16 protein-coding genes and 4 tRNA genes are annotated in these 21,150 nt (G+C 62.5%); 17 read left to right on the forward strand and 3 right to left on the reverse strand.

The annotated features are described in order from the left end of the window. Positions 1 to 92 precede the first annotated feature (92 nt). On the reverse strand, positions 93 to 1,289 hold the full coding sequence (locus V3H56_RS09130) for an amino acid aminotransferase (RefSeq protein WP_042728352.1): 1,197 nt from the start codon (positions 1,287 to 1,289) through the stop codon (positions 93 to 95). Positions 1,290 to 1,621: 332 nt separating this feature from the next. Between V3H56_RS09130 and uvrB the strand changes: the two genes are divergently transcribed. The 11 genes from uvrB (at position 1,622) to V3H56_RS09185 (ending at position 9,878) form a co-directional block, all read left to right on the forward strand. Next, positions 1,622 to 3,637, forward strand: a complete 2,016-nt coding sequence (uvrB, locus tag V3H56_RS09135; RefSeq protein WP_042728353.1) for an excinuclease ABC subunit UvrB — start codon at positions 1,622 to 1,624, stop codon at positions 3,635 to 3,637. A 232-nt stretch (positions 3,638 to 3,869) separates the two neighbouring features. Next, positions 3,870 to 5,351: a glutamate--tRNA ligase gene (gene gltX / locus V3H56_RS09140; protein ID WP_042728354.1), complete on the forward strand. Its 1,482-nt coding sequence runs from the start codon at positions 3,870 to 3,872 to the stop codon at positions 5,349 to 5,351. 146 nt (positions 5,352 to 5,497) lie between these two features. Continuing rightward, a tRNA-Ala gene (locus V3H56_RS09145) sits at positions 5,498 to 5,573 on the forward strand. Positions 5,574 to 5,652: 79 nt separating this feature from the next. After that, positions 5,653 to 5,728 (forward strand) — tRNA-Glu (locus V3H56_RS09150). 53 nt (positions 5,729 to 5,781) lie between these two features. Then, positions 5,782 to 5,857: transfer RNA gene (locus tag V3H56_RS09155), tRNA-Ala, on the forward strand. Positions 5,858 to 5,933: 76 nt separating this feature from the next. Then, a tRNA-Glu gene (locus V3H56_RS09160) sits at positions 5,934 to 6,009 on the forward strand. A gap of 182 nt (positions 6,010 to 6,191) precedes the next feature. Beyond that, positions 6,192 to 6,731, forward strand: coding sequence for a TetR/AcrR family transcriptional regulator (locus tag V3H56_RS09165; protein ID WP_042728355.1), 540 nt, complete (start codon positions 6,192 to 6,194; stop codon positions 6,729 to 6,731). 28 nt (positions 6,732 to 6,759) lie between these two features. Beyond that, positions 6,760 to 7,593, forward strand: coding sequence for an alpha/beta fold hydrolase (locus tag V3H56_RS09170; RefSeq protein WP_042728356.1), 834 nt, complete (start codon positions 6,760 to 6,762; stop codon positions 7,591 to 7,593). A 45-nt stretch (positions 7,594 to 7,638) separates the two neighbouring features. Then, a complete protein-coding gene (locus V3H56_RS09175; protein WP_047737343.1) occupies positions 7,639 to 8,097 on the forward strand; it encodes a thioesterase family protein in 459 nt (152 codons plus the stop codon). A 248-nt stretch (positions 8,098 to 8,345) separates the two neighbouring features. After that, positions 8,346 to 9,305, forward strand: a complete 960-nt coding sequence (locus V3H56_RS09180; RefSeq protein WP_042728358.1) for a tRNA-dihydrouridine synthase — start codon at positions 8,346 to 8,348, stop codon at positions 9,303 to 9,305. 120 nt (positions 9,306 to 9,425) lie between these two features. Then, entirely contained in the window at positions 9,426 to 9,878 is a 453-nt protein-coding gene (locus V3H56_RS09185; protein ID WP_042728359.1) for an Hsp20 family protein, read from the forward strand. Between the two features lie 60 nt (positions 9,879 to 9,938). Here V3H56_RS09185 and V3H56_RS09190 read toward each other — a convergent pair whose 3' ends face one another. Continuing rightward, positions 9,939 to 13,217: a bifunctional diguanylate cyclase/phosphodiesterase gene (locus V3H56_RS09190; protein ID WP_042728360.1), complete on the reverse strand. Its 3,279-nt coding sequence runs from the start codon at positions 13,215 to 13,217 to the stop codon at positions 9,939 to 9,941. Between the two features lie 69 nt (positions 13,218 to 13,286). After that, positions 13,287 to 14,177 (reverse strand): LysR family transcriptional regulator, encoded by an 891-nt coding sequence (locus V3H56_RS09195; protein WP_042728361.1) that lies wholly within the window; start codon positions 14,175 to 14,177, stop codon positions 13,287 to 13,289. Positions 14,178 to 14,332: 155 nt separating this feature from the next. On the opposite strand from V3H56_RS09195, the gene leuC reads away from it, so the two are divergent. The 6 genes from leuC to V3H56_RS09225 all read left to right on the forward strand — a co-directional run bounded on the left by leuC (position 14,333) and on the right by V3H56_RS09225 (position 20,957). Continuing rightward, positions 14,333 to 15,751 (forward strand): 3-isopropylmalate dehydratase large subunit, encoded by a 1,419-nt coding sequence (leuC, locus tag V3H56_RS09200; protein WP_042728362.1) that lies wholly within the window; start codon positions 14,333 to 14,335, stop codon positions 15,749 to 15,751. A gap of 11 nt (positions 15,752 to 15,762) precedes the next feature. Next, positions 15,763 to 16,407, forward strand: coding sequence for a 3-isopropylmalate dehydratase small subunit (gene leuD / locus V3H56_RS09205; RefSeq protein ID WP_042728363.1), 645 nt, complete (start codon positions 15,763 to 15,765; stop codon positions 16,405 to 16,407). 149 nt (positions 16,408 to 16,556) lie between these two features. Further along, entirely contained in the window at positions 16,557 to 17,321 is a 765-nt protein-coding gene (locus tag V3H56_RS09210) for a class I SAM-dependent methyltransferase (protein WP_047737337.1), read from the forward strand. A gap of 64 nt (positions 17,322 to 17,385) precedes the next feature. Further along, complete coding sequence (gene leuB, locus V3H56_RS09215) at positions 17,386 to 18,468, forward strand: 3-isopropylmalate dehydrogenase (protein WP_042728365.1); 1,083 nt, start codon at positions 17,386 to 17,388, stop codon at positions 18,466 to 18,468. Between the two features lie 54 nt (positions 18,469 to 18,522). Then, a complete protein-coding gene (gene asd / locus V3H56_RS09220) occupies positions 18,523 to 19,635 on the forward strand; it encodes an aspartate-semialdehyde dehydrogenase (RefSeq protein WP_042728366.1) in 1,113 nt (370 codons plus the stop codon). Positions 19,636 to 19,946: 311 nt separating this feature from the next. Beyond that, positions 19,947 to 20,957 carry an aspartate-semialdehyde dehydrogenase gene (locus V3H56_RS09225; protein WP_042728367.1) on the forward strand — a complete coding sequence of 337 codons (1,011 nt, stop codon included), beginning with the start codon at positions 19,947 to 19,949 and terminating at the stop codon, positions 20,955 to 20,957. The last annotated feature ends 193 nt before the right edge of the window (positions 20,958 to 21,150 follow it).

The following is a 21,150-nucleotide window of genomic DNA, read 5'->3' on the forward strand; positions in this document are numbered from 1 at the left end:
TGTCAGCTAAGAATATTTCAACTGATACATCACCTTCGCGAGCAAGCCCGCTCCCACAGATCTCACCTGGTTCTGCTTTTAATGAGCAAGCCTCAGATCACCTGGACGATGGCCTGGGTCACCGCGCCGATGTTGTTCTGGTTCAGCGCCGCCACGCAGATGCGGCCGGTGTCCAGGGCATAGATGCCGAACTCGTTGCGCAGGCGGGTGACTTGTTCAACGGTCAGGCCGGAATAGGAAAACATCCCGCTCTGGCGCGCGACGAAGCTGAAGTCATGCTGCGGCGCGGCTTTGGCCAGCATGTCCACCATCTGGGTGCGCATACCACGAATCCGCAGGCGCATTTCGCCCAGTTCCGCTTCCCACTGGGCGCGCAGCTCAGGGCTGTTGAGCACGGCGGCAACGATGCTGGCGCCGTGGGTCGGTGGGTTGGAGTAGTTGGTGCGGATCACGCGCTTGACCTGGGACAGCACGCGGGCGCTTTCTTCTTTCGACTCGCTGACGATCGACAGGGCGCCTACGCGCTCGCCGTACAGGGAGAACGACTTGGAGAACGAGCTGGAGGCGAAGAAGGTCAGGCCCGACTCGGCGAACAGGCGCACGGCCGCGGCGTCTTCGTCGATGCCCGCGCCAAAGCCCTGGTAGGCCATGTCCAGGAATGGAACGTGGTTCTTGGCCTTGACCACAGCCAGCACGTTTTTCCAGTCTTGCGGGCTCAGGTCCACGCCGGTCGGGTTGTGGCAGCAGGCGTGCAGCACGATGATCGAGCGGTCGGGCAGGGCGTTGAGGTCTTCCAGCAAGCCGGTGCGGTTCACGTCATGGGTGGCGGCGTCGTAGTAGCGATAGTTCTGCACCGGGAAGCCGGCGGTCTCGAACAGCGCGCGGTGGTTTTCCCAGCTCGGGTCGCTGATGGCCACGACGGCGTCGGGCAGCAGTTGCTTGAGGAAGTCTGCGCCGATCTTCAGGGCGCCTGTGCCACCGACCGCCTGGGTGGTGATGACACGGCCGGCGGCGATCAGCGGGGAGTCCTTGCCGAACAGCAGGGTCTGGACCGCCTGGTCGTAGGCCGCGATGCCGTCGATCGGCAGGTAGCCGCGCGAGACATGCTGAGCCACGCGAATCGTCTCGGCTTCGACCACGGCGCGCAGGAGTGGAATGCGCCCCTCCTCGTTGCAGTAAACACCCACGCCCAGGTTGACCTTATTGGTACGGGTATCGGCGTTGAATGCTTCGTTGAGGCCCAGGATGGGATCGCGGGGTGCCAATTCGACAGCGGAAAACAGGCTCATTATTGCGCGGCTCTGAATGGAGTGAGGGGGGACGTGTCGCGCTCCAGCCGGATGCACTAGAGCGGTGCACAAACGGGGAGCTAGTATAGAGGCCATCACAGGGCAGGGCGACAGGCGATTCGGTTTTTACGGTAAGTATTTTCGATTTTTTTCGACCGTTAGTCTCTTCTCGGCGTCAAAGTCTGCAAGGCGTGTAGGACGTTCGTCTTGAAAGCGAAGGCATTCACCTCCACATTGTGTGCATTCCAGTTTTTTCCTCGGGCGACATCAGTCGTTTCGGTCTTTCTCGTTCCTGTTGGTTGGCCAGCAGGAGTGAATCCAGGGGTTATGTCATGTCTGAATTCCAGCTAGTCACCCGATTCCAGCCCGCCGGCGACCAGCCGGAAGCCATCCGCCTGATGGTCGAAGGCATCGAGGCCGGGCTGGCGCACCAGACGCTGCTCGGTGTGACCGGGTCGGGCAAGACCTTCAGCATCGCCAACGTGATCGCCCAGGTGCAGCGCCCGACCCTGGTGCTGGCGCCAAACAAGACCCTGGCGGCTCAGTTGTATGGCGAGTTCAAGGCGTTTTTCCCCAACAACGCGGTGGAGTACTTCGTCTCTTACTACGACTACTACCAGCCCGAGGCGTACGTGCCGTCGTCGGACACCTTCATCGAGAAGGACGCCTCGATCAACGACCACATCGAACAGATGCGACTGTCGGCGACCAAGGCGCTGCTGGAACGCAAGGATGCGATCATCGTCACCACCGTCTCGTGCATCTACGGCTTGGGCAGCCCGGAAACCTATCTGAAGATGGTCTTGCACGTGGACCGTGGCGACAAACTCGACCAGCGCGCCTTGCTGCGCCGCCTGGCGGATCTGCAATACACCCGCAACGACATGGATTTCGCCCGGGCGACGTTCCGGGTGCGCGGTGACGTGATCGATATCTATCCGGCCGAATCGGACCTGGAAGCGATCCGCATCGAGCTGTTCGACGATGAAGTAGAGAGCCTCTCGGCGTTCGACCCGCTGACGGGGGAGGTGATCCGCAAGCTGCCACGGTTCACCTTCTACCCCAAGAGCCACTACGTCACGCCACGGGAAACCCTGCTGGACGCCATCGAAGGGATCAAGGCCGAGCTGCAGGAGCGCCTGGAATACCTGCGCACGAACAACAAGCTGGTGGAGGCCCAGCGCCTGGAACAGCGAACCCGTTTCGACCTGGAGATGATCCTCGAGCTGGGCTATTGCAACGGTATCGAGAACTACTCGCGCTACCTGTCGGGGCGTCCGGCGGGTGCTGCGCCGCCCACGCTCTACGACTACCTGCCGGCCGATGCCTTGCTGGTGATCGACGAGTCCCACGTCAGCGTGCCCCAGGTCGGCGCGATGTACAAAGGCGACCGCTCGCGCAAGGAAACCCTGGTGGAGTACGGCTTCCGCCTGCCGTCGGCACTGGACAACCGGCCGATGCGCTTCGATGAGTGGGAAAGCGTCAGCCCGCAGACGATTTTCGTCTCGGCGACCCCGGGCAACTACGAGGCCGAGCACGCGGGGCGGGTGGTCGAGCAGGTGGTGCGACCGACCGGCCTGGTGGACCCGCAGGTCGAGGTGCGGCCGGCCTTGACCCAGGTCGACGACTTGCTCTCGGAAATCACCAAACGCGTGGCTCTGGAAGAGCGGGTGCTGGTCACCACGCTGACCAAGCGCATGGCCGAAGACCTCACCGACTACCTGGCCGACCACGGCGTGCGGGTACGTTACCTGCACTCGGACATCGACACGGTGGAGCGGGTTGAGATCATCCGCGATCTGCGCCTGGGCACCTTCGATGTGCTGGTGGGCATCAACTTGCTGCGCGAAGGCCTGGACATGCCGGAAGTGTCGCTGGTGGCGATCCTGGACGCCGACAAGGAAGGCTTCCTGCGTTCCGAGCGTTCGCTGATCCAGACCATCGGTCGGGCCGCGCGTAACCTCAACGGCCGGGCGATTCTCTATGCCGATCGCATCACCGGTTCCATGGAGCGGGCCATCGGCGAGACGGAACGGCGCCGCGACAAGCAGATTGCCTTCAACCTGGCCAATGGGATCACGCCAAAAGGGGTGTTCAAGGACGTCGCCGACATCATGGAAGGCGCCACCGTGCCCGGCTCTCGCAGCAAGAAGCGCAAGGGCATGGCGAAAGTCGCCGAGGAAAGCGCCCGCTACGAAGCCGAACTGCGCTCGCCGAGCGAAATCACCAAACGCATCCGGCAGTTGGAAGAAAAGATGTACCAACTGGCCCGGGACCTGGAGTTCGAGGCGGCGGCGCAACTGCGCGACGAGATCGGCAAGTTGCGTGAGCGGTTGCTGGCTGTCTGAGGTTGTGTGGCGACCTTAAGGGCCTCATCGCGAGCAAGCTCGCTCCCACAGAAGACCGCTTGCAGCCTGGACGACGCGGCCCACTGTGGGAGCGAGCTTGCTCGCGATGGGCGCGACTCGGTCCGACGACGAGCCACACAAATCCCGCTCTCACTGGAGCCCGCCCGCCATCGCCTGTTACCATTCGCCCCCTGTTTGACCTCCGCTTTTATCTTCTTTTCCGAGACATGCCATGACCACCGTCCGCACCCGCATCGCGCCTTCGCCCACTGGCGATCCCCATGTCGGCACCGCCTACATCGCTTTGTTCAACTATTGCTTTGCCAAGCAGCACGGCGGTGAGTTCATCCTGCGCATCGAGGACACCGATCAGTTGCGTTCGACCCGTGAGTCCGAACAGCAGATTTTCGACGCCCTGCGCTGGCTGGGGATCGACTGGAGCGAAGGCCCGGATGTGGGCGGTCCCCATGGTCCGTATCGCCAGAGCGAGCGCGGTGCGATCTACCAGCAGTACTGCCAGCAACTGGTGGACATGGGGCATGCGTTCCCGTGTTTCTGTACCGCCGAAGAGCTGGACCAGATGCGCGCCGAGCAGATGGCCCGCGGCGAAACCCCGCGCTATGACGGGCGTGCGTTGCTGCTGTCCAAGGAAGAAGTCGCCCGCCGCCTGGCCGCTGGCGAGCCCCATGTGATCCGCATGAAGGTGCCGTCCGAGGGCGTCTGCGTGGTCCCGGACATGCTGCGTGGCGACGTCGAGATCCCGTGGGATCGCATGGACATGCAAGTGCTGATGAAGACCGACGGCCTGCCGACGTACTTCCTGGCCAACGTGGTCGACGACCATCTGATGGGCATCACCCACGTGTTGCGCGGTGAGGAATGGCTGCCATCGGCGCCGAAACTGATCCTGCTCTACGAGTATTTCGGCTGGGAACAACCGCAACTGTGCTACATGCCACTGCTGCGTAACCCGGACAAGAGCAAGCTGTCCAAGCGCAAGAACCCGACTTCGGTGACGTTCTACGAACGCATGGGCTTCATGCCCGAGGCGATGCTCAATTACCTGGGGCGCATGGGCTGGTCGATGCCGGACGAGCGCGAGAAGTTCTCGCTGCAGGAAATGGTCGAGCACTTCGACCTGTCGCGTGTTTCCCTGGGCGGCCCGATCTTCGACATCGAGAAACTGTCCTGGCTCAACGGCCAGTGGCTGCGGGACCTGCCGGTGGAAGAGTTCGCCGCGCGCGTGCAGAAGTGGGCGCTGAACCCCGACTACATGATGAAGATCGCCCCTCATGTGCAGGGCAGGGTGGAGACCTTCAGTCAGATCGCACCGCTGGCCGGCTTCTTCTTTGCCGGTGGCGTGACGCCGGATGCGAAGCTGTTCGAGTCGAAGAAACTTTCGGGCGACCAGGTGCGCCAGTTGATGCAACTCATCCTGTGGAAGCTTGAGAGCTTGCGCCAATGGGAGAAGGACAGCATCACTGCGACCATCCAGGCCGTGGTCGAGTCCCTGGAGTTGAAGCTGCGTGATGCCATGCCGCTGATGTTCGCCGCCATCACGGGCCAGGCCAGTTCTGTGTCGGTGCTCGATGCGATGGAAATCCTCGGGCCGGACCTGACCCGTTTCCGCCTGCGCCAGGCCATTGATCTGCTCGGCGGCGTGTCGAAAAAGGAAAACAAGGAGTGGGAAAAACTGCTGGGCGCGATCGCTTAAGCGGTCGATGAGGCAGGGCACACCCCGGTTTTCCGGGGTTTGTCGGTAAGTGATTGTTATCCCGGCAAAAAATTTTCAAATTTGTTGAAAATAAATTTGACAGCCCTCCGATACGCCCTTAAGATTCGCCCCGTCCTCAGCGATGAGGGGCTATAGCTCAGCTGGGAGAGCGCTTGCATGGCATGCAAGAGGTCGACGGTTCGATCCCGTCTAGCTCCACCAATTTACACTTCGAGGTCTGGCCACACCGGCCTCGAAGCGATCAACACTCAGCGTTGATCAGTGGTATAGAAGGGTTTGCGTCCCCTTCGTCTAGTGGCCTAGGACACCGCCCTTTCACGGCGGTAACAGGGGTTCGAGTCCCCTAGGGGACGCCAGTTTTACAGAAGCGATGTTGCAAGATGTCGCTCCGCCGCGAGGCGAAAAACCTGGGGCTATAGCTCAGCTGGGAGAGCGCTTGCATGGCATGCAAGAGGTCGACGGTTCGATCCCGTCTAGCTCCACCAATTTACACTTCAAGGTCTGGCCACACCGGCCTTGAAGCGATCAGTTCTCAGCGCTGATCATGTTCAGAAGGTTTGTGTCCCCTTCGTCTAGTGGCCTAGGACACCGCCCTTTCACGGCGGTAACAGGGGTTCGAGTCCCCTAGGGGACGCCACGATTACCCGCTCTGCGGGATTTTATAAGGGTCATTCAATTCTTGAATGGCCCTTTTGTTTGTCTGGCGTTCGGCCAATTCTCCTAACCTTTGAAAACAGGCTTCTGACCGACGGGCAGATATTCCGCTTGCGGAAAATTATTATATGGATAATATTTCAATCGTAATATTCGGAGGCGACGATGAGCGATAAGAAGGCACAAACCCGCGAACGCATTCTCAAGGCCGCCAGTGCGGCGTTGATCAAGCATGGCCCGGCCGAGCCGAGCGTGGGTGAGGTGATGGGCGCGGCGGGTCTGACGGTGGGCGGTTTCTATGCGCACTTCGAAAGCAAGGATGCCTTGATGCTGGAGGCGTTCAAGCAGTTGCTCAGCCATCGTCGCGACTTGATCGCCGGCCTGGACGCAGGGCTGACCGGTGAAGAGCGGCGCACGCTGTCGGCGGCGTTCTACCTGTCGCGCAAGCACCGCGACTCCAGCGAACAAGCCTGCCCGATCCCGGCCTCGGTGGGTGAGCTCGGACGCCTGCCGGATGAGTTTCGCGCGGTGCTCAATGAACACATAGAACTCATGGCTGCGCAGTTGGCGGCCAGCCCCGAAGACACCGACAAGGCCTTGGCCGACATCGCCCTGATGGTCGGCGGCTTGTCCCTGGCGCGGGCGCTGGGCCCTGGAGAGTTATCGGATCGTTTGCTGCGCGCTGCCAAATCGGCGGTGCGATGAGCTAAGGCGCAAGCCCTGGAGATGAGCAATGGACAGGTTGAGCTGGATTCGTGGTGTCAATGGCACGCTTGGGCGGGTAGCGCCGCGCCTGGTGGCGAAGAAAATGCGCTCGCTGTTCATGCGTCCGCGAAACCTGCCGCCACGGGACTGGGAACTGCCATTGCTGGCAACGTCCGAGCGCATCACCTTGCGCTTCGGGCTTTCGGCCCTGCGTTGGGGCAAAGGCCCGACCGTCCTGCTGATGCATGGCTGGGAAGGGCGGCCCACGCAGTTCGCGGCGCTGATCACGGCGCTGGTGGACGCCGGCTACACGGTGGTGGCGCTGGATGGCCCGGCCCATGGCCGTTCGCCGGGGCGCGAGGCGAATGTCCTGTTGTTTGCCCGGGCCATGCTTGAAGCCGCCGCGGAACTGCCGCCGCTGCAAGCAGTGATTGGGCATTCAATGGGCGGTGCCAGCGCCATGCTGGCGGTCCAGTTGGGGTTACGCACCGAGACGCTGGTGAGCATCGCCGCCCCCGCGCGCATTCTTGGCATATTGCGCGGCTTTGCCCGGATGATGGGCCTGCCGCCCCAGGCACGTTCGGCATTCATCCGTCAGGTGGAACTCGACGTAGGCATGCCGGCCTCGAAGATGGACGTGGCGCATTACCAATTGGACATCCCAGGGTTGATCGTCCATGCCGAGGACGATACGTCGGTCTCGGTCAAAGAGTCGCAGGTGATTCATGAGGCCTGGTTCGACAGTCGCCTGCTGCGGCTGCCCCAGGGTGGGCACCAGCGGGTACTGGCTGATCCGCGGGTCATCGACGGGGTGCTGTCCCTGCTGGCCGGGCGCAGTTTGCAGGCGCGGCAATCGGCTTGAGCATCCGGTACACTGCCCCGATCCATATTCGACCGGGAGAGGGGCATGGGCTGGGATCGGGCAACGCCGTTCATCATTGATCTTCAAGTGAATGCCGAGGACATCGACGGGCTGGGTCACGCCAACAACGCGGTGTACGTCACCTGGCTTGAACGTTGCGCCTGGCGCCACTCACAGCGCCTGGGGTTGGATCTGGTGGAATACCGGCGCCTGGACCGCGCCATGGCGGTGGTGCGGCATGAAATCGATTACCTGGCGGCGGCCTATGAGGGCGATGAGCTGCAACTGGCCACCTGGATCGTCGACTGGGACCAGCGCCTGAAGATGACCCGACACTTCCAACTGGTCCGCCCCCGTGATAACGCCACCTTGCTGCGGGCCCAAACCACCTTCGTCTGCATCGAGCTGTCCAGCGGCAGGCCCAAGCGCATGCCGGCGGAGTTCATCGACGGCTACGGCCCGGCGCTGGAGTCCCAGGTCGCGCCTGGTGTCATCACCAGCTGACCCACCGCCTTCGCGGGCAAGCCCGCTCCCACAAAGGATTTACGGTGGACACACATCCTGTGTCCGCCAACGATCAACCTGTGGGAGCGGGCTTGCCCGCGAATGCGGCGGTACATTCAACATCAAATGCAAACTGACCCACCGCTTTCGCGAGCAAGCCCGCTCCCACAAGGGATTTGTGCTGAATGCCGGATATGTGGGCAAAATCCGGTAAACTGCCGCACGTTTTTCCGTTGAGTGTGTGTTTCATGCAAATTGCCCTGGCGCCCATGGAGGGGTTGGTCGACAACATCCTGCGCGATGTTCTGACCCGCGTTGGCGGAATCGACTGGTGTGTCACCGAGTTCATCCGCGTCAACGATCGCCTGCTCACGCCGGCGTACTTCCATAAGCTCGCCCCGGAGCTGCTGACCCAGGCTCGGACCGCCGCCGGCGTGCCGCTGCGGGTGCAATTGCTGGGGTCCGACCCGGTGTGCCTGGCGGAGAACGCAGCGTTGGCCTGCGAGCTGGGCTCTGAGGTGATCGACCTGAACTTCGGGTGCCCGGCCAAGACCGTGAACAAATCCCGCGGTGGGGCGGTCTTGCTCAAGGAGCCGGAACTGCTCAACCAGATCGTCGAACACGTACGCCGCGCAGTGCCCCGGCACATTCCGGTAACCGCCAAGATGCGCCTGGGCTTCGACAGCCCGGACGGCGCGCTGGTGTGTGCCACGGCGCTGGCCGAGGGCGGTGCAGAGCACATCGTGGTGCATGCGCGGACCAAGACCGACGGCTACAAGCCACCGGCTCATTGGGAATGGATTCCCCGAGTCCAGGACGTGGTCAAGGTGCCGGTGTTCGCCAATGGCGATATCTGGAGTGTCGAGGACTGGCGGCGTTGCCGCGAAATCAGTGGCGTCGACGACATCATGCTCGGTCGCGGCCTGGTTTCCCGTCCAGACCTGGCTCGGCAGATTGCCGCTGCCCGGGCCGGCGAAGAAGTGGTGCCGATGTCCTGGGCCGAACTGCAACCGATGCTGCAAGATTTTTGGGGGCAAGTGGTCGAGCAACTGACGCCCCGCCAGGCCCCTGGCCGATTGAAGCAGTGGCTGGCGATGCTGACGCGCAATTACCCCGAGGCGGTGACGTTGTTCAGTGCGTTGCGCCGGGAGACCGAGCTGGAAGCGGTGGGGCATTTGTTGGGTGTGAAGCGCACGGAAGCGGCCTGAAAAAAATTTCAAAAAAAGCTCTTGAAAAGTATTTGGCGGCCCCTAGATAGGGGTTACGCGATGCCGAATTCGGGTCGCGGAGACAAAAAACCTTGCTGAATTTTTCAGGAGATTTGAATCATGAGTACTGCATTTTCGCTGGCCCCACTGTTCCGTTCCTCGGTAGGTTTCGACCGTTTCAACGACTTGTTCGAAACCGCGCTGCGCAACGAACCAGGCAGCAGCTATCCACCCTACAACGTGGAAAAATACGGTGATGATCAATACCGTATCGTGGTCGCCGCCGCAGGTTTCCGGGAAGAAGACCTGGACCTGCAGGTGGAAAAAGGTGTGCTGACCATCAGCGGCGGTAAGCGCGAGGCCAGCAACGACAGCGTGACCTACTTGCACCAGGGCATCGCCCAGCGTGCATTCAAGCTGTCCTTCCGGTTGGCGGATCATATCGAGATCAAGTCCGCTGGCCTGAGCAACGGTCTGTTGAGCATCGACCTGTTGCGGGTCATCCCGGAAGAGGCGAAAGCCAAGCGCATCCCAATCAACGGGGTGCAGCAACAACCTGCGTTGCAGAACTGATGCATCGCCACTGAAAAAGGGCGCCGAAAGGCGCCCTTTTTCATGTCCAGCCTTTCACCTTCAGGGCAGCAGCCGTTCAAACGCCTCCAGCGGCAGCGGCCGGCTGTGCAGGTAGCCCTGGTACAGATGGCAGTCGAGCCCTTGCAGGAATTGCAGTTGTTCCAGGGTTTCCACGCCTTCGGCGATCATTTCCAGGTTCAGGCTGTGGGCCATGGCGACGATGGCGCGGATGATTTCAGCGTCGTTGGGGTCGCAGGTGGCGTCGCGCACGAACGACTGGTCGATTTTCAGCGTGTCTACCGGCAGGCGCTTGAGGTAGGTCAGTGATGAGTAGCCGGTGCCGAAGTCGTCCATGGCGAAACTCACCCCCAGTTTTTTCAGCCGGCGCATCTTGCCGATGGTGTCGTCCAGGTTCTGGATCACGATGCCTTCGGTGATCTCCAGTTTGAGCATGGAAAAGGGCAGGCCGTGGGTGACCAGGCTGCTTTCGATGCGTTCGACGAAGTCGCTCTGGCGGAACTGCCGGGGGCTGATGTTCACGCACAGGCTGAATCGCCGCGGGTCGATCCTGCCCCGGGCGATCAGGTCCTTGAAGCCGACACAGGCCTCATCGAGGATCCAGGTCCCGACTTCGAGGATCAGGCCGCTGTCTTCCAGCACCTTGATGAACTCGTTGGGCGACTGGGCACCCAGTTCCGGGTGATGCCAGCGAACCAGGGCTTCGGCGCCGACGATGCGGTTGTCCCGGGCGTCGACCTGGGGCTGGAAGTGCAGGCTGAATTCGCCACGGGCCAGGGCCTGGCGCAGGTCGGTTTCCATTCGCAGCCGTTCGCTGGCGGCTTTTTGCATGGTGGCGTGGAACATCTGCGAAGTGTTGCGCCCTGAATCCTTGGCGCGGTACAGCGCAATGTCGGCGCGCTTGAGCAGGTCGGCGGGCGTGGAGCCGTGGTCGGGAATCAGCGCCATGCCGATGCTCGGCGTGACTTGCAGGCGCTGGCCATCGAGGAACATCGGCTCCGAGAGCAGCTCACGCAGGGTGTCGGCCAGTTTCTGCACTTGCTCGCTGACGGCGGCACGGTTGCCCTCCAGCCCGCTGAGCAGCACGACGAACTCGTCGCCGCCAAGTCGGGCCACGGTGTCTTCCAGGCGTACGCTGGCCTCCAGTCGCGCCGTGATGATCTTCAGCACGGTGTCGCCCACGGGGTGGCCGAGGGAGTCGTTGATGTGCTTGAAATGGTCCAGGTCGAGAAACAGCAGGGCACCGCGCAGGTTGTGGCGCTTGAGCAGGGCGATCTGTTGGCTCAGGCGGTCCATCAACAGGGCGCGGTTGGGCAGGTTGGTCAGCGGGTCGTGGTAGGCCAGGTGGCGGATCTGCGCTTCGGCATTGCGCAGCAGGCTGACGTCTCGGGCGGTGAGCAGCAGGCAGGCGGTTTCGTTCAGGGTGATCGGCTCGACGGACACCTCCACCGTGAGGATTTCCCCGCGCTTGTTGCGCCCGAGCATTTCCCGGTGGTGCACGCGGCCCTTGAGTTGCAGCTCGGCCAGCAACGCCGTGCGCTGTTTTTCATCGGCCCAGATGCCCACTTCATAGACCGTGCGGCCCAGCACCTCGTCGGCGCGGTAGCCGGTCAGGCGATAGAAGCCGTCGTTGATCTCCAGGTAGCGGCCGCTTTCGCGTTCGGTGATGGTGATGGCGTCGGGGCTGGAGTGAAACGCCTTGGCGAATTTTTCCTCGCTGGCCTTCAGGGCCGCTTCCGAGCGCTGCTGGTGGGTGATATCGCGCAGGGTGGTGACGATACAGGGCTGGTTGCCGACGTTGATCTGCCGGCTGGAGATCACGCAGGTCAGTGGCTGGCCGTCCTTGTGGTGGACGACGATGGCGACATTGCTCAGCGATTGCTCGCGAATCACTCGTTCGATGCGCTGCAGGCTGCTGCCCGAGGCTTCCCAGAGGCCGATTTCGTCGGCGCTGAGGCCGATCACGTCCTTGGCGCTCCAGCCGAAGGTCTGGGTGAAGCTGGAGTTGATCTCCAGGAACCGGCCGCTGTCCTGGTGGGTCACGCAAATCGGGTCGGGACTGACCTGGAACAGCGTGGCGAATTTCTCTTCCGAGGCCGCCAGGCTCTGTTCGCGCTCGACCTGGTCGGTGATGTCCAGCAGCGTGCCGGCCATGCGCAGGGGGCTGCCGTCTTCGTTGCGGTAGAGGCGCGCGCGGCTTTCCAGGTAGCGGGAGCTGCCGTCCGGCAGTTGCACGCGGTAGGTCAGTTGGTAGTTGCCCGCCGGGCCTTCGCGCAGGCTGCGGTAGGCATTGCGCATATTGTTGCGTTCTTCATCGGGCACCCCTTCGAAAAACGCATCGAACGATTCATGGAACGCCTTGGGCTCCAGGCCATGCAATTGCGCGGCGCGTGCGGAGCCGTAGAGCATGCCGCTGGGAATGTGCCAGTCCCAGGTGCCCAGTTGCGCCGAGTCGAGGGCCAGGTCAAGGCGCTCCTGGCTGTCCTTGAGGGCCTGTTCGGCGAGTTTGCGCTCGGTGGTGTCGAGAAAGGTGCTCAGCAGATAGGGTTGGCCCTCGAGCTCGACCTTCTGCGCGCTGAGGATGCCGTTGTGGATCTGGCCGTTACTGGCCCGGAACTCCACTTCCATGCTGACCAGTTCGCCCTTGGCCTTGGTCGCCTGCACCAGTTTCTGTCGTTGGCTGGGGTCTACCCACAGACCCAGCTCCAGGGTCGTGCGGCCGATCACGGCATGGACCGGCCAGCCGAACAGGCTTTCGAAGTACTGGTTGACCTCGCTGATCAGGCCGTCTTCCTGGCGCGTCAGCAGCACCATGTTCGGGCACAGGTGAAACAGCGTGGCGAAGCGTTTCTCCGAGCTGCGCAACGCCTGCTCGCGTTGGCGCTGGTGAGTGATCTCGCGGATCACCCCGATCATGCGTGGGCGCCCGTGTTTGTCAGGCTGGACGCTGCCACTGATCTCCAGCCAGTGCAGGCTGCCGTCGGGCCAGACGATGCGGTGGTGCATCGCCTGTTCCAGCGGCGCGCCGGCCACGGCGGCGCGAAAGGCGCGGATGGCCCGGGCGCGATCTTCGGGCAGCAACAGGTCCAGGTAGTCCATGTCCGCCGGCAGCGGTTGGCGCGGGTCGAAGCCGAAGAGTGCCTGGGTTCCGCGGGACCAACTGATCTGGCCCGTCTCGATGTCCCACGACCAGGCGCCCAGCCGCGCACCGTTGAGCGCGGCCAGCAACTGTGGCGCACTGTCCCAGCTTTGCTCGGACCGCTTCGGGTCAAGCGCCTGGATACGCGGCAGGGGCGGTAGGGGATCTACGGGTTTGGGCATTCTCTGGCGAGCCTTGGGCAGGTTTGGGACTTAAGCGCGGGTGGCGTGGCGCTACAGGCGTCGCACAACCTATGCCTGAGTCCCTGGCAGATCGATTTGTGCGTCCAGTAGCGCCATGAAGGCCCGTGCAGCATTCGACAGCGTCCGTTCGGTGTGCAAGATATAGCCTAGCTGGCGAGTGAGCTGTATGCCTGGCAAAGGAATACGCGCCACCTGTTCGTCGAGCATGGTGCGCGGCAAAACGCTCCAGGCCAGGCCGATGGAAACCATCATCTTTATGGTTTCCAGATAATTCGTGCTCATGGCGATGTTGGGCGTCAGACCCTGGGCCTCGAACAGCCGTCGCACGATGTGATGGGTGAACGTATTGCCGCCCGGGAAGACCGCGGGGTGCAAGGCGATGTCGGCGAGGCTGACGGCGCCGTTTTCCAGCAGCGCATGTTCCGGCGCCACCACGAAATCCAGCGGGTCGTCCCAGACCGGCGTGGCACGCACCAGCGTGTGCGGTTCGGGGGCGAGGGTGATAACCGCCAGCTCCGCCCGGCCATGGAGGATTTCCTCGTAGGCCACTTCCGAATCCAGGAACTGAATATCCAGCGCCACCTGTGGGTAGCGTCGGGTGAATGCCCTCAACAGCGGTGGCAGGCGGTGCAGGCCGATGTGGTGGCTGGTGGCGAGGGTCAGTCGCCCGGTCACTTCGCCGGTCAGGTTGGTCAGGGCGCGGCGGGTATCGTCCAGTACATTGAGGATTTGATAGGCCCGTGGCAGCAGCGCGCGGCCGGCCTCGGTCAGGCCCACTTCACGGCCCAGGCGGTCGAACAGGCGTACGTTGAGTTGTTGTTCCAGGCCGGCAATGCGCTTGCTGATGGCCGGTTGGGTCAGGTGCAGGCGTTCACCGGCGCCGGAGAAACTGCCCGTCTCGGCGATGGCAATAAAGGCGTTGAGGTTGGCGAGGTCCATGGCGGTCGGGGTCGAATTCCAGTTGGTTATGCAAAGTATAAAAAATATGAATTTGAGTTATTCAATGTAACCCCATAGCATCAGCCTCACAAGCCAAAGGGTTATTGAAACGTTCAAGCCCGGGGCATAGAAACAAGCTGATGAGGAACCGTCTGATGGCCGGCAAAACGCTCTACGACAAGCTCTGGGATTCGCATTTGGTCAAGCAGCGCGACGATGGCTCGGCGCTGATCTATATCGATCGTCACATCATCCACGAAGTGACGTCGCCGCAAGCCTTCGAAGGCCTGCGCCTGGCTGGGCGCAAGCCGTGGCGCATCGACGCCAACATCGCCACCCCGGACCACAACGTACCGACCACCCCCGAGCGCAAGGGCGGCATCGCGGCCATTGCCGACCAGGTCTCGCGCCTGCAGGTCCAGACCCTCGACGATAACTGTGACGAGTACGGCATCGTCGAATTCAAGATGAATGACGTGCGCCAGGGTATCGTCCACGTCATCGGCCCGGAGCAGGGCGCGACCTTGCCCGGCATGACCGTGGTCTGCGGCGACTCGCACACTTCCACCCACGGCGCATTCGGCGCCCTGGCCCATGGCATCGGTACTTCCGAGGTCGAGCACGTGCTCGCCACCCAGTGCCTGGTCGCCAAGAAAATGAAAAACATGCTGGTTCGCGTCGAAGGCAAGCTGCCGTTCGGTGTGACTGCCAAGGACATCGTCCTGGCGGTGATCGGCAAGATCGGCACCGCCGGCGGCAACGGCCATGCCATCGAGTTCGCTGGCAGCGCGATTCGCGACTTGTCCGTCGAAGGCCGCATGACCATCTGCAACATGTCCATCGAGGCCGGTGCCCGCGTGGGCCTGGTGGCGGCCGATGAAAAAACCGTGGAATACGTTAAGGGTCGTCCGTTCTCGCCAAAAGGCGCGGAGTGGGACATGGCGGTCGAAGCCTGGAAGGACCTGGTGTCCGACGCCGACGCCCACTTCGACACCGTGGTCGAACTCGACGCCGCCCAGATCAAACCGCAGGTCAGCTGGGGCACTTCGCCGGAAATGGTCCTGGCCGTTGACCAGAACGTCCCGGATCCGGCCAAGGAGATGGACCTGGTCAAGCGCGACTCTATCGTCCGTGCCTTGAAATACATGGGCCTGAGCGCCAACCAGGCGATCACCGACATTCAGCTCGACCGCGTGTTCATCGGCTCGTGCACCAACTCGCGGATCGAAGACCTGCGCGCTGCCGCGGTGATCGCCAAGGGCCGCAAGGTTGCTTCGACCATCAAGCAGGCCATCGTGGTGCCAGGCTCGGGCCTGGTGAAAGCCCAGGCTGAAGCGGAAGGGCTGGACAAAGTGTTCATCGAGGCCGGTTTCGAATGGCGTGAGCCGGGGTGCTCGATGTGCCTGGCGATGAACCCGGATCGCCTGGAGTCGGGCGAGCATTGCGCTTCCACCTCCAACCGTAACTTCGAAGGCCGTCAGGGCGCCGGTGGCCGTACGCACCTGGTGAGCCCGGCCATGGCCGCGGCAGCGGCTGTCAACGGCCGTTTCGTCGACGTCCGCGAATTGATCTGAAGGAGCGCAGCATGAAAGCTTTTACCCAGCACACCGGTCTTGTCGCGCCTTTGGATCGTGCCAACGTCGACACCGACCAGATCATTCCCAAACAGTTCTTGAAGTCCATCAAGCGCACCGGTTTCGGCCCGAACCTGTTCGATGAGTGGCGCTACCTGGATGTGGGCCAGCCGTACCAGGACAACTCCAAGCGCCCGCTGAACAAGGATTTCGTACTCAACGCCGAGCGTTACCAAGGCGCCAGCGTGTTGCTGGCCCGCGAGAACTTCGGCTGCGGTTCGAGCCGCGAGCACGCGCCGTGGGCCCTGGAAGAGTACGGTTTCCGTAGCATCATCGCGCCGAGCTACGCCGACATCTTCTTCAACAACAGCTTCAAGAATGGCTTGCTGCCGATCATCCTGAGCGACGCTGAAGTCGACGAGCTGTTCCAGCAGGTCGAAGCCAACCCGGGTTACCAGTTGCAGATCGATCTGGCGGCCCAGACCGTCACCCGTCCCGACGGCAAGGTGCTGGGGTTCGAGATCGATGCCTTCCGCAAGCATTGCCTGCTCAATGGCCTGGATGACATCGGCCTGACCCTGCAGGACAGCGATGCGATTGCCGCGTTCGAGGCCAGGCACCGGGCGAGCCAGCCTTGGCTGTTTCGCGATGCCTGATTGATTTGAGCTTTAAATAGGCAGGGCCGGCCTCTTCGCGGGCAAGCCCGCTCCCACAAAGTTTTGCGAACATCCAGTGTGGGCGCGGGCTCGCCCTCGAAGACGGCAGCAAAAACACCACCAGGCTAACCCCAAAAAAGGAAGTGCCCATGACCAGCACCGCCCACAGTCAGGTTGTACAGAAACAATTCGGTGAACAGGCCTCGGCCTACCTGAGCAGTGCCGTGCACGCCCAGGGCGCCGAGTTCGCGCTGCTGAAGGCGGAGCTGGCCGGTCATGAGCAGGCGCGTGTGCTGGACCTGGGATGCGGTGCCGGCCACGTGAGTTTCCACGTGGCGCCGCTGGCCGGTGAAGTGGTGGCCTATGACCTGTCACAGCAGATGCTCGATGTCGTGGCCACGGCGGCTGCGGACCGTGGCCTGGACAACATCACCACGGTGCGCGGTGCCGCCGAGCGCCTGCCGTTCGCTGATGGCGAGTTCGACTTCGTGTTCAGCCGCTATTCGGCGCATCATTGGAGCGACCTGGGCCTGGCGTTGCGCGAAGTGCGCCGCGTGCTCAAGCCGGGTGGGGTGATGGCGTTCATCGATATCCTGTCGCCGGGCACACCGTTGCTGGACACTTACCTGCAAAGCATCGAAGTGCTGCGCGACACCAGCCATGTGCGCGACTATTCGGCTGACGAGTGGTTGCGCCAGGTCAGCGAGGCGGGGCTGTACACCCGCAGTCTTTCGCGCCAGCGCCTGCGGTTGGAATACCAGTCCTGGGTCGAGCGCATGCGCACCCCCGAGGTGATGCGCGGGGCGATTCTGGCGCTGCAGCGGGCGATGGGCGATGAAGTGCGTGAATATTTTGAGATTGAGGCCGATGGTTCGTTCAGTACAGATGTACTGGTGCTGTGGGCCGAGCGATAGCATTTTTCCTGGTGCGACCTGGGTTTAGAACCTGGTGCGTGCCGATAGAGCAAACGAGGAAAGCATGAGCAAGCAGATTCTGATTCTCCCCGGCGACGGTATTGGCCCGGAAATCATGGCCGAGGCGGTCAAGGTCCTGGAGTTGGCGAACGACAAGTACGACCTGGGCTTCGAGCTCAGCCACGACGTCATCGGTGGCGCAGCCATCGACAAGCACGGCGTGCCGCTGGCCGATGAAACCCTGGAGCGTGCCCGTGCGGCCGATGCCGTGCTGCTGGGCGCCGTGGGCGGCCCGAAATGGGACAAGATCGAGCGTGACATCCGCCCCGAGCGCGGCCTGCTGAAGATCCGTGCGCAACTGGGCCTGTTCGGCAACCTGCGTCCGGCGATCCTCTACCCGCAACTGGCCGATGCTTCGAGCCTGAAGCCGGAAATTGTCTCGGGCCTGGACATCCTCATCGTTCGTGAGCTGACCGGCGGTATCTACTTCGGCGCCCCCCGTGGCACCCGTGAGCTGGATAATGGCGAACGCCAGGCCTACGACACCCTGCCGTACAGCGAAAGCGAAATCCGCCGCATCGCCCGGGTCGGTTTCGACATGGCCCGCGTGCGGGGCAAGAAGCTGTGCTCGGTGGACAAGGCCAACGTGCTGGCGTCCAGCCAACTGTGGCGCGAAGTGGTCGAGCAGGTGGCCAAGGATTACCCGGACGTCGAGCTGAGCCACATGTACGTCGACAACGCCGCCATGCAACTGGTGCGTGCGCCGAAGCAGTTCGACGTGATGGTCACCGACAACATGTTCGGCGACATCCTGTCCGACGAAGCGTCGATGCTCACCGGTTCCATCGGCATGTTGCCGTCGGCGTCCCTGGATGCCAACAACAAGGGGATGTACGAGCCATGCCACGGTTCGGCGCCGGACATCGCCGGGCAGGGCATCGCCAACCCGTTGGCGACCATCCTGTCGGTGTCGATGATGCTGCGCTACAGCTTCAACCGCAGTGACGCGGCCGACGCCATCGAGCAGGCGGTCAGCGTGGTGTTGGACCAGGGCTTGCGCACAGGCGATATCTGGTCGGCCGGTTGTACCAAAGTCGGTACGCAGCAAATGGGCGATGCAGTAGTCGCCGCGCTGCGGAATCTGTAATCTTTCGGGCCCACTGCTTCGACGGTGGCCCACTTTTGTATAGGTGTAGTTGCGATGAAACGTGTAGGTCTGATCGGTTGGCGCGGCATGGTCGGTTCCGTGCTCATGCAGCGAATGCTGGAAGAGCAGGATTTCGATCTCATTGAGCCGGTGTTTTTCACCACCTCCAACGTAGGTGGCCAGGGCCCGTCCGTGGGCAAGGATACCGGCGCGCTCAAGGATGCCTACAGCATCGAAGAGCTCAAGACCCTCGACGTGATCCTGACCTGCCAGGGCGGCGACTACACCAGCGAAGTCTTCCCCAAGCTGCGTGAAGCCGGCTGGCAGGGTTACTGGATCGACGCCGCTTCCAGCCTGCGCATGCAGGACGACGCGGTGATCATTCTCGATCCGGTGAACCGCAAGGTCATCGACCAGCAGTTGGATGCGGGCACCAAGAACTACATCGGCGGCAACTGCACCGTCAGCCTGATGCTGATGGGCCTGGGCGGCCTGTTCGAGGCCGGCCTGGTGGAGTGGATGAGCGCCATGACCTACCAGGCGGCGTCCGGTGCCGGTGCGCAGAACATGCGCGAGCTGATCAAGCAGATGGGCGCGACCCACGCCGCCGTCGCCGATGACCTGGCCAACCCGGCCAGCGCCATCCTGGACATCGACCGCAAGGTGGCCGAGGCGATGCGCAGCGATGCCTATCCGACCGAGAACTTCGGCGTGCCGCTGGCCGGCAGCCTGATCCCGTGGATCGACAAGGAACTGCCTAACGGCCAGAGCCGCGAAGAGTGGAAGGCCCAGGCTGAAACCAACAAGATCCTGGGCCGCTTCAAGAGCCCGATCCCGGTGGACGGCATCTGTGTGCGCATCGGTGCCATGCGCTGCCACAGCCAGGCGCTGACCATCAAGCTGAACAAAGACGTCCCGATCGCCGACATCGAAGGGCTGATCAGCCAGCACAACCCATGGGTCAAGCTGGTGCCGAACAACCGCGACATCAGCATGCAGGAGCTGAGCCCAACCAAGGTCACCGGCACCCTGAACGTGCCAGTGGGGCGTCTGCGCAAGCTGAACATGGGTTCGCAATTCGTCGGTGCCTTCACCGTCGGCGACCAGTTGCTGTGGGGTGCGGCCGAGCCGCTGCGCCGCATGCTGCGGATCCTGCTCGAGCGTTGATTCGATGTGGCTGTGAAAGAACCCGTGCCTTGTGAAAGGTGCGGGTTTTTTTATGGTTACAGATAAACGCGTCCTTGTGGGAGCGGGCTTGCTCGCGAAAGCGGTATGTCAGTTTGCACCTGCGTTGAATGTGCCCCCGTCTTCGCGAGCAAGCCCGCTCCCACAGGTTCTTTGTTCGCCGCGAAATCCCATGTGGGAGCGAGCTTGCTCGCGAGGAGGCCAGTCCAGGCACTGCAAGTCCCCCAGCCAATTGCCTGCATACCCACCACCCGGTAAAGTGCCGCTCCCCCCGTGTTACCTGAGGTAGACCCATGAGCCAGTCCTTTGATATTGCCGTGATCGGCGCCACCGGTACTGTCGGCGAAACCCTTGTCCAGATTCTCGAAGAGCGCGATTTCCCGATCGGCAACCTGCATTTGCTGGCCAGCAGCGAGTCGGCCGGCAGCTCGGTGCTGTTTCGTGGCAAGAACGTGCGGGTGCGGGAGGTCGCTGAATTTGATTTCAGCAAGGTTCAACTGGCGTTTTTCGCCGCAGGCCCGGCGGTGACCCTGAGTTTCGCCCCGCGTGCCACGGCGGCCGGCTGTGCGTTGGTCGATCTGTCCGGTGCGTTGCCGCCGGAGCAGGCGCCGCAGATCGTGCCGCAAGCTAACGCCCAGGTGCTGGCCGGCCTGGCAAAACCTTTCCAGGTCAGCAGCCCGAGCGCTTCGGCCACGGTACTGGCCATGGCGCTGGCGCCGCTGCGCGAGTGTCTGGTGATGCAGCGCGTCAGCGTGACCGCCCACCTCGCCGTGTCCACCCAGGGCCGTGTCGCCGTGAACGAGTTGGCGCGCCAGACCGCCGAACTGCTCAACGCCCGCCCGTTGGAGCCGACCTTTTTCGATCGGCAGATGGCGTTCAACCTGCTGGCCCAGGTCGGTACGCCGGACGAGCAGGGTCATACGCTGCTGGAAAAGCGCCTGGTGCGCGAATTGCGCCAGGTGCTGGAGCAACCTTTGTTAAAGATTTCCGGTACTTGCATTCAAGCGCCGGTGTTTTTTGGCGATAGCTTTAGCGTGACGGTGCAGACGGCCGATGCCGTCGACCTGGCGAAGGTCAATGCGGCCCTCGAAGCTGCGCCGGGTATCGAGCTCGTGGAGGCGGGCGACTACCCGACGCCGGTGGGCGATGCGGTGGGGCAGGATGAGGTCTACGTCGGGCGTGTGCGACTGGGTATCGACGATCCGGCTGAACTAAATATGTGGCTGACGTCAGATAACGTACGCAAAGGCGCGGCGCTCAATGCGGTGCAGGTCGCTGAGTTGTTGATAAAAGACTTGCTGTAAAAGATACTTGGCGTCAATTTGTCGAATGGTTCTAGCTGGGCGCTATGCTTGGCCAGAGAGCTGAAGGCGAACCTCCCTCCGGGGGCTTCCCGGGACATGAGTGAAACGATCGCGCGCACCGTCGCTTCGGGGCTGCGCGCAATGCCTTACGGCAGCGGCATCAATACCTTCTCGCTGGCCGAGGAATGTTCAA

It is taken from the genome of Pseudomonas sp. MS646 (assembly GCF_036693845.1).
GTDB lineage: Bacteria > Pseudomonadota > Gammaproteobacteria > Pseudomonadales > Pseudomonadaceae > Aquipseudomonas > Aquipseudomonas chlororaphis_E.

Bases quoted from the DNA above. Each gene is read 5' to 3' on its own strand.
- V3H56_RS09130 (WP_042728352.1), bottom strand. From the start codon at position 1,289: ATGAGCCTGTTTTCCGCTGTCGAATTGGCACCCCGCGATCCCATCCTG.
- uvrB (WP_042728353.1), top strand. From the start codon at position 1,622: ATGTCTGAATTCCAGCTAGTCACCCGATTCCAGCCCGCCGGCGACCAG.
- gltX (WP_042728354.1), top strand. From the start codon at position 3,870: ATGACCACCGTCCGCACCCGCATCGCGCCTTCGCCCACTGGCGATCCC.
- V3H56_RS09165 (WP_042728355.1), top strand. From the start codon at position 6,192: ATGAGCGATAAGAAGGCACAAACCCGCGAACGCATTCTCAAGGCCGCC.
- V3H56_RS09170 (WP_042728356.1), top strand. From the start codon at position 6,760: ATGGACAGGTTGAGCTGGATTCGTGGTGTCAATGGCACGCTTGGGCGG.
- V3H56_RS09175 (WP_047737343.1), top strand. From the start codon at position 7,639: ATGGGCTGGGATCGGGCAACGCCGTTCATCATTGATCTTCAAGTGAAT.
- V3H56_RS09180 (WP_042728358.1), top strand. From the start codon at position 8,346: ATGCAAATTGCCCTGGCGCCCATGGAGGGGTTGGTCGACAACATCCTG.
- V3H56_RS09185 (WP_042728359.1), top strand. From the start codon at position 9,426: ATGAGTACTGCATTTTCGCTGGCCCCACTGTTCCGTTCCTCGGTAGGT.
- V3H56_RS09190 (WP_042728360.1), bottom strand. From the start codon at position 13,217: ATGCCCAAACCCGTAGATCCCCTACCGCCCCTGCCGCGTATCCAGGCG.
- V3H56_RS09195 (WP_042728361.1), bottom strand. From the start codon at position 14,177: ATGGACCTCGCCAACCTCAACGCCTTTATTGCCATCGCCGAGACGGGC.
- leuC (WP_042728362.1), top strand. From the start codon at position 14,333: ATGGCCGGCAAAACGCTCTACGACAAGCTCTGGGATTCGCATTTGGTC.
- leuD (WP_042728363.1), top strand. From the start codon at position 15,763: ATGAAAGCTTTTACCCAGCACACCGGTCTTGTCGCGCCTTTGGATCGT.
- V3H56_RS09210 (WP_047737337.1), top strand. From the start codon at position 16,557: ATGACCAGCACCGCCCACAGTCAGGTTGTACAGAAACAATTCGGTGAA.
- leuB (WP_042728365.1), top strand. From the start codon at position 17,386: ATGAGCAAGCAGATTCTGATTCTCCCCGGCGACGGTATTGGCCCGGAA.
- asd (WP_042728366.1), top strand. From the start codon at position 18,523: ATGAAACGTGTAGGTCTGATCGGTTGGCGCGGCATGGTCGGTTCCGTG.
- V3H56_RS09225 (WP_042728367.1), top strand. From the start codon at position 19,947: ATGAGCCAGTCCTTTGATATTGCCGTGATCGGCGCCACCGGTACTGTC.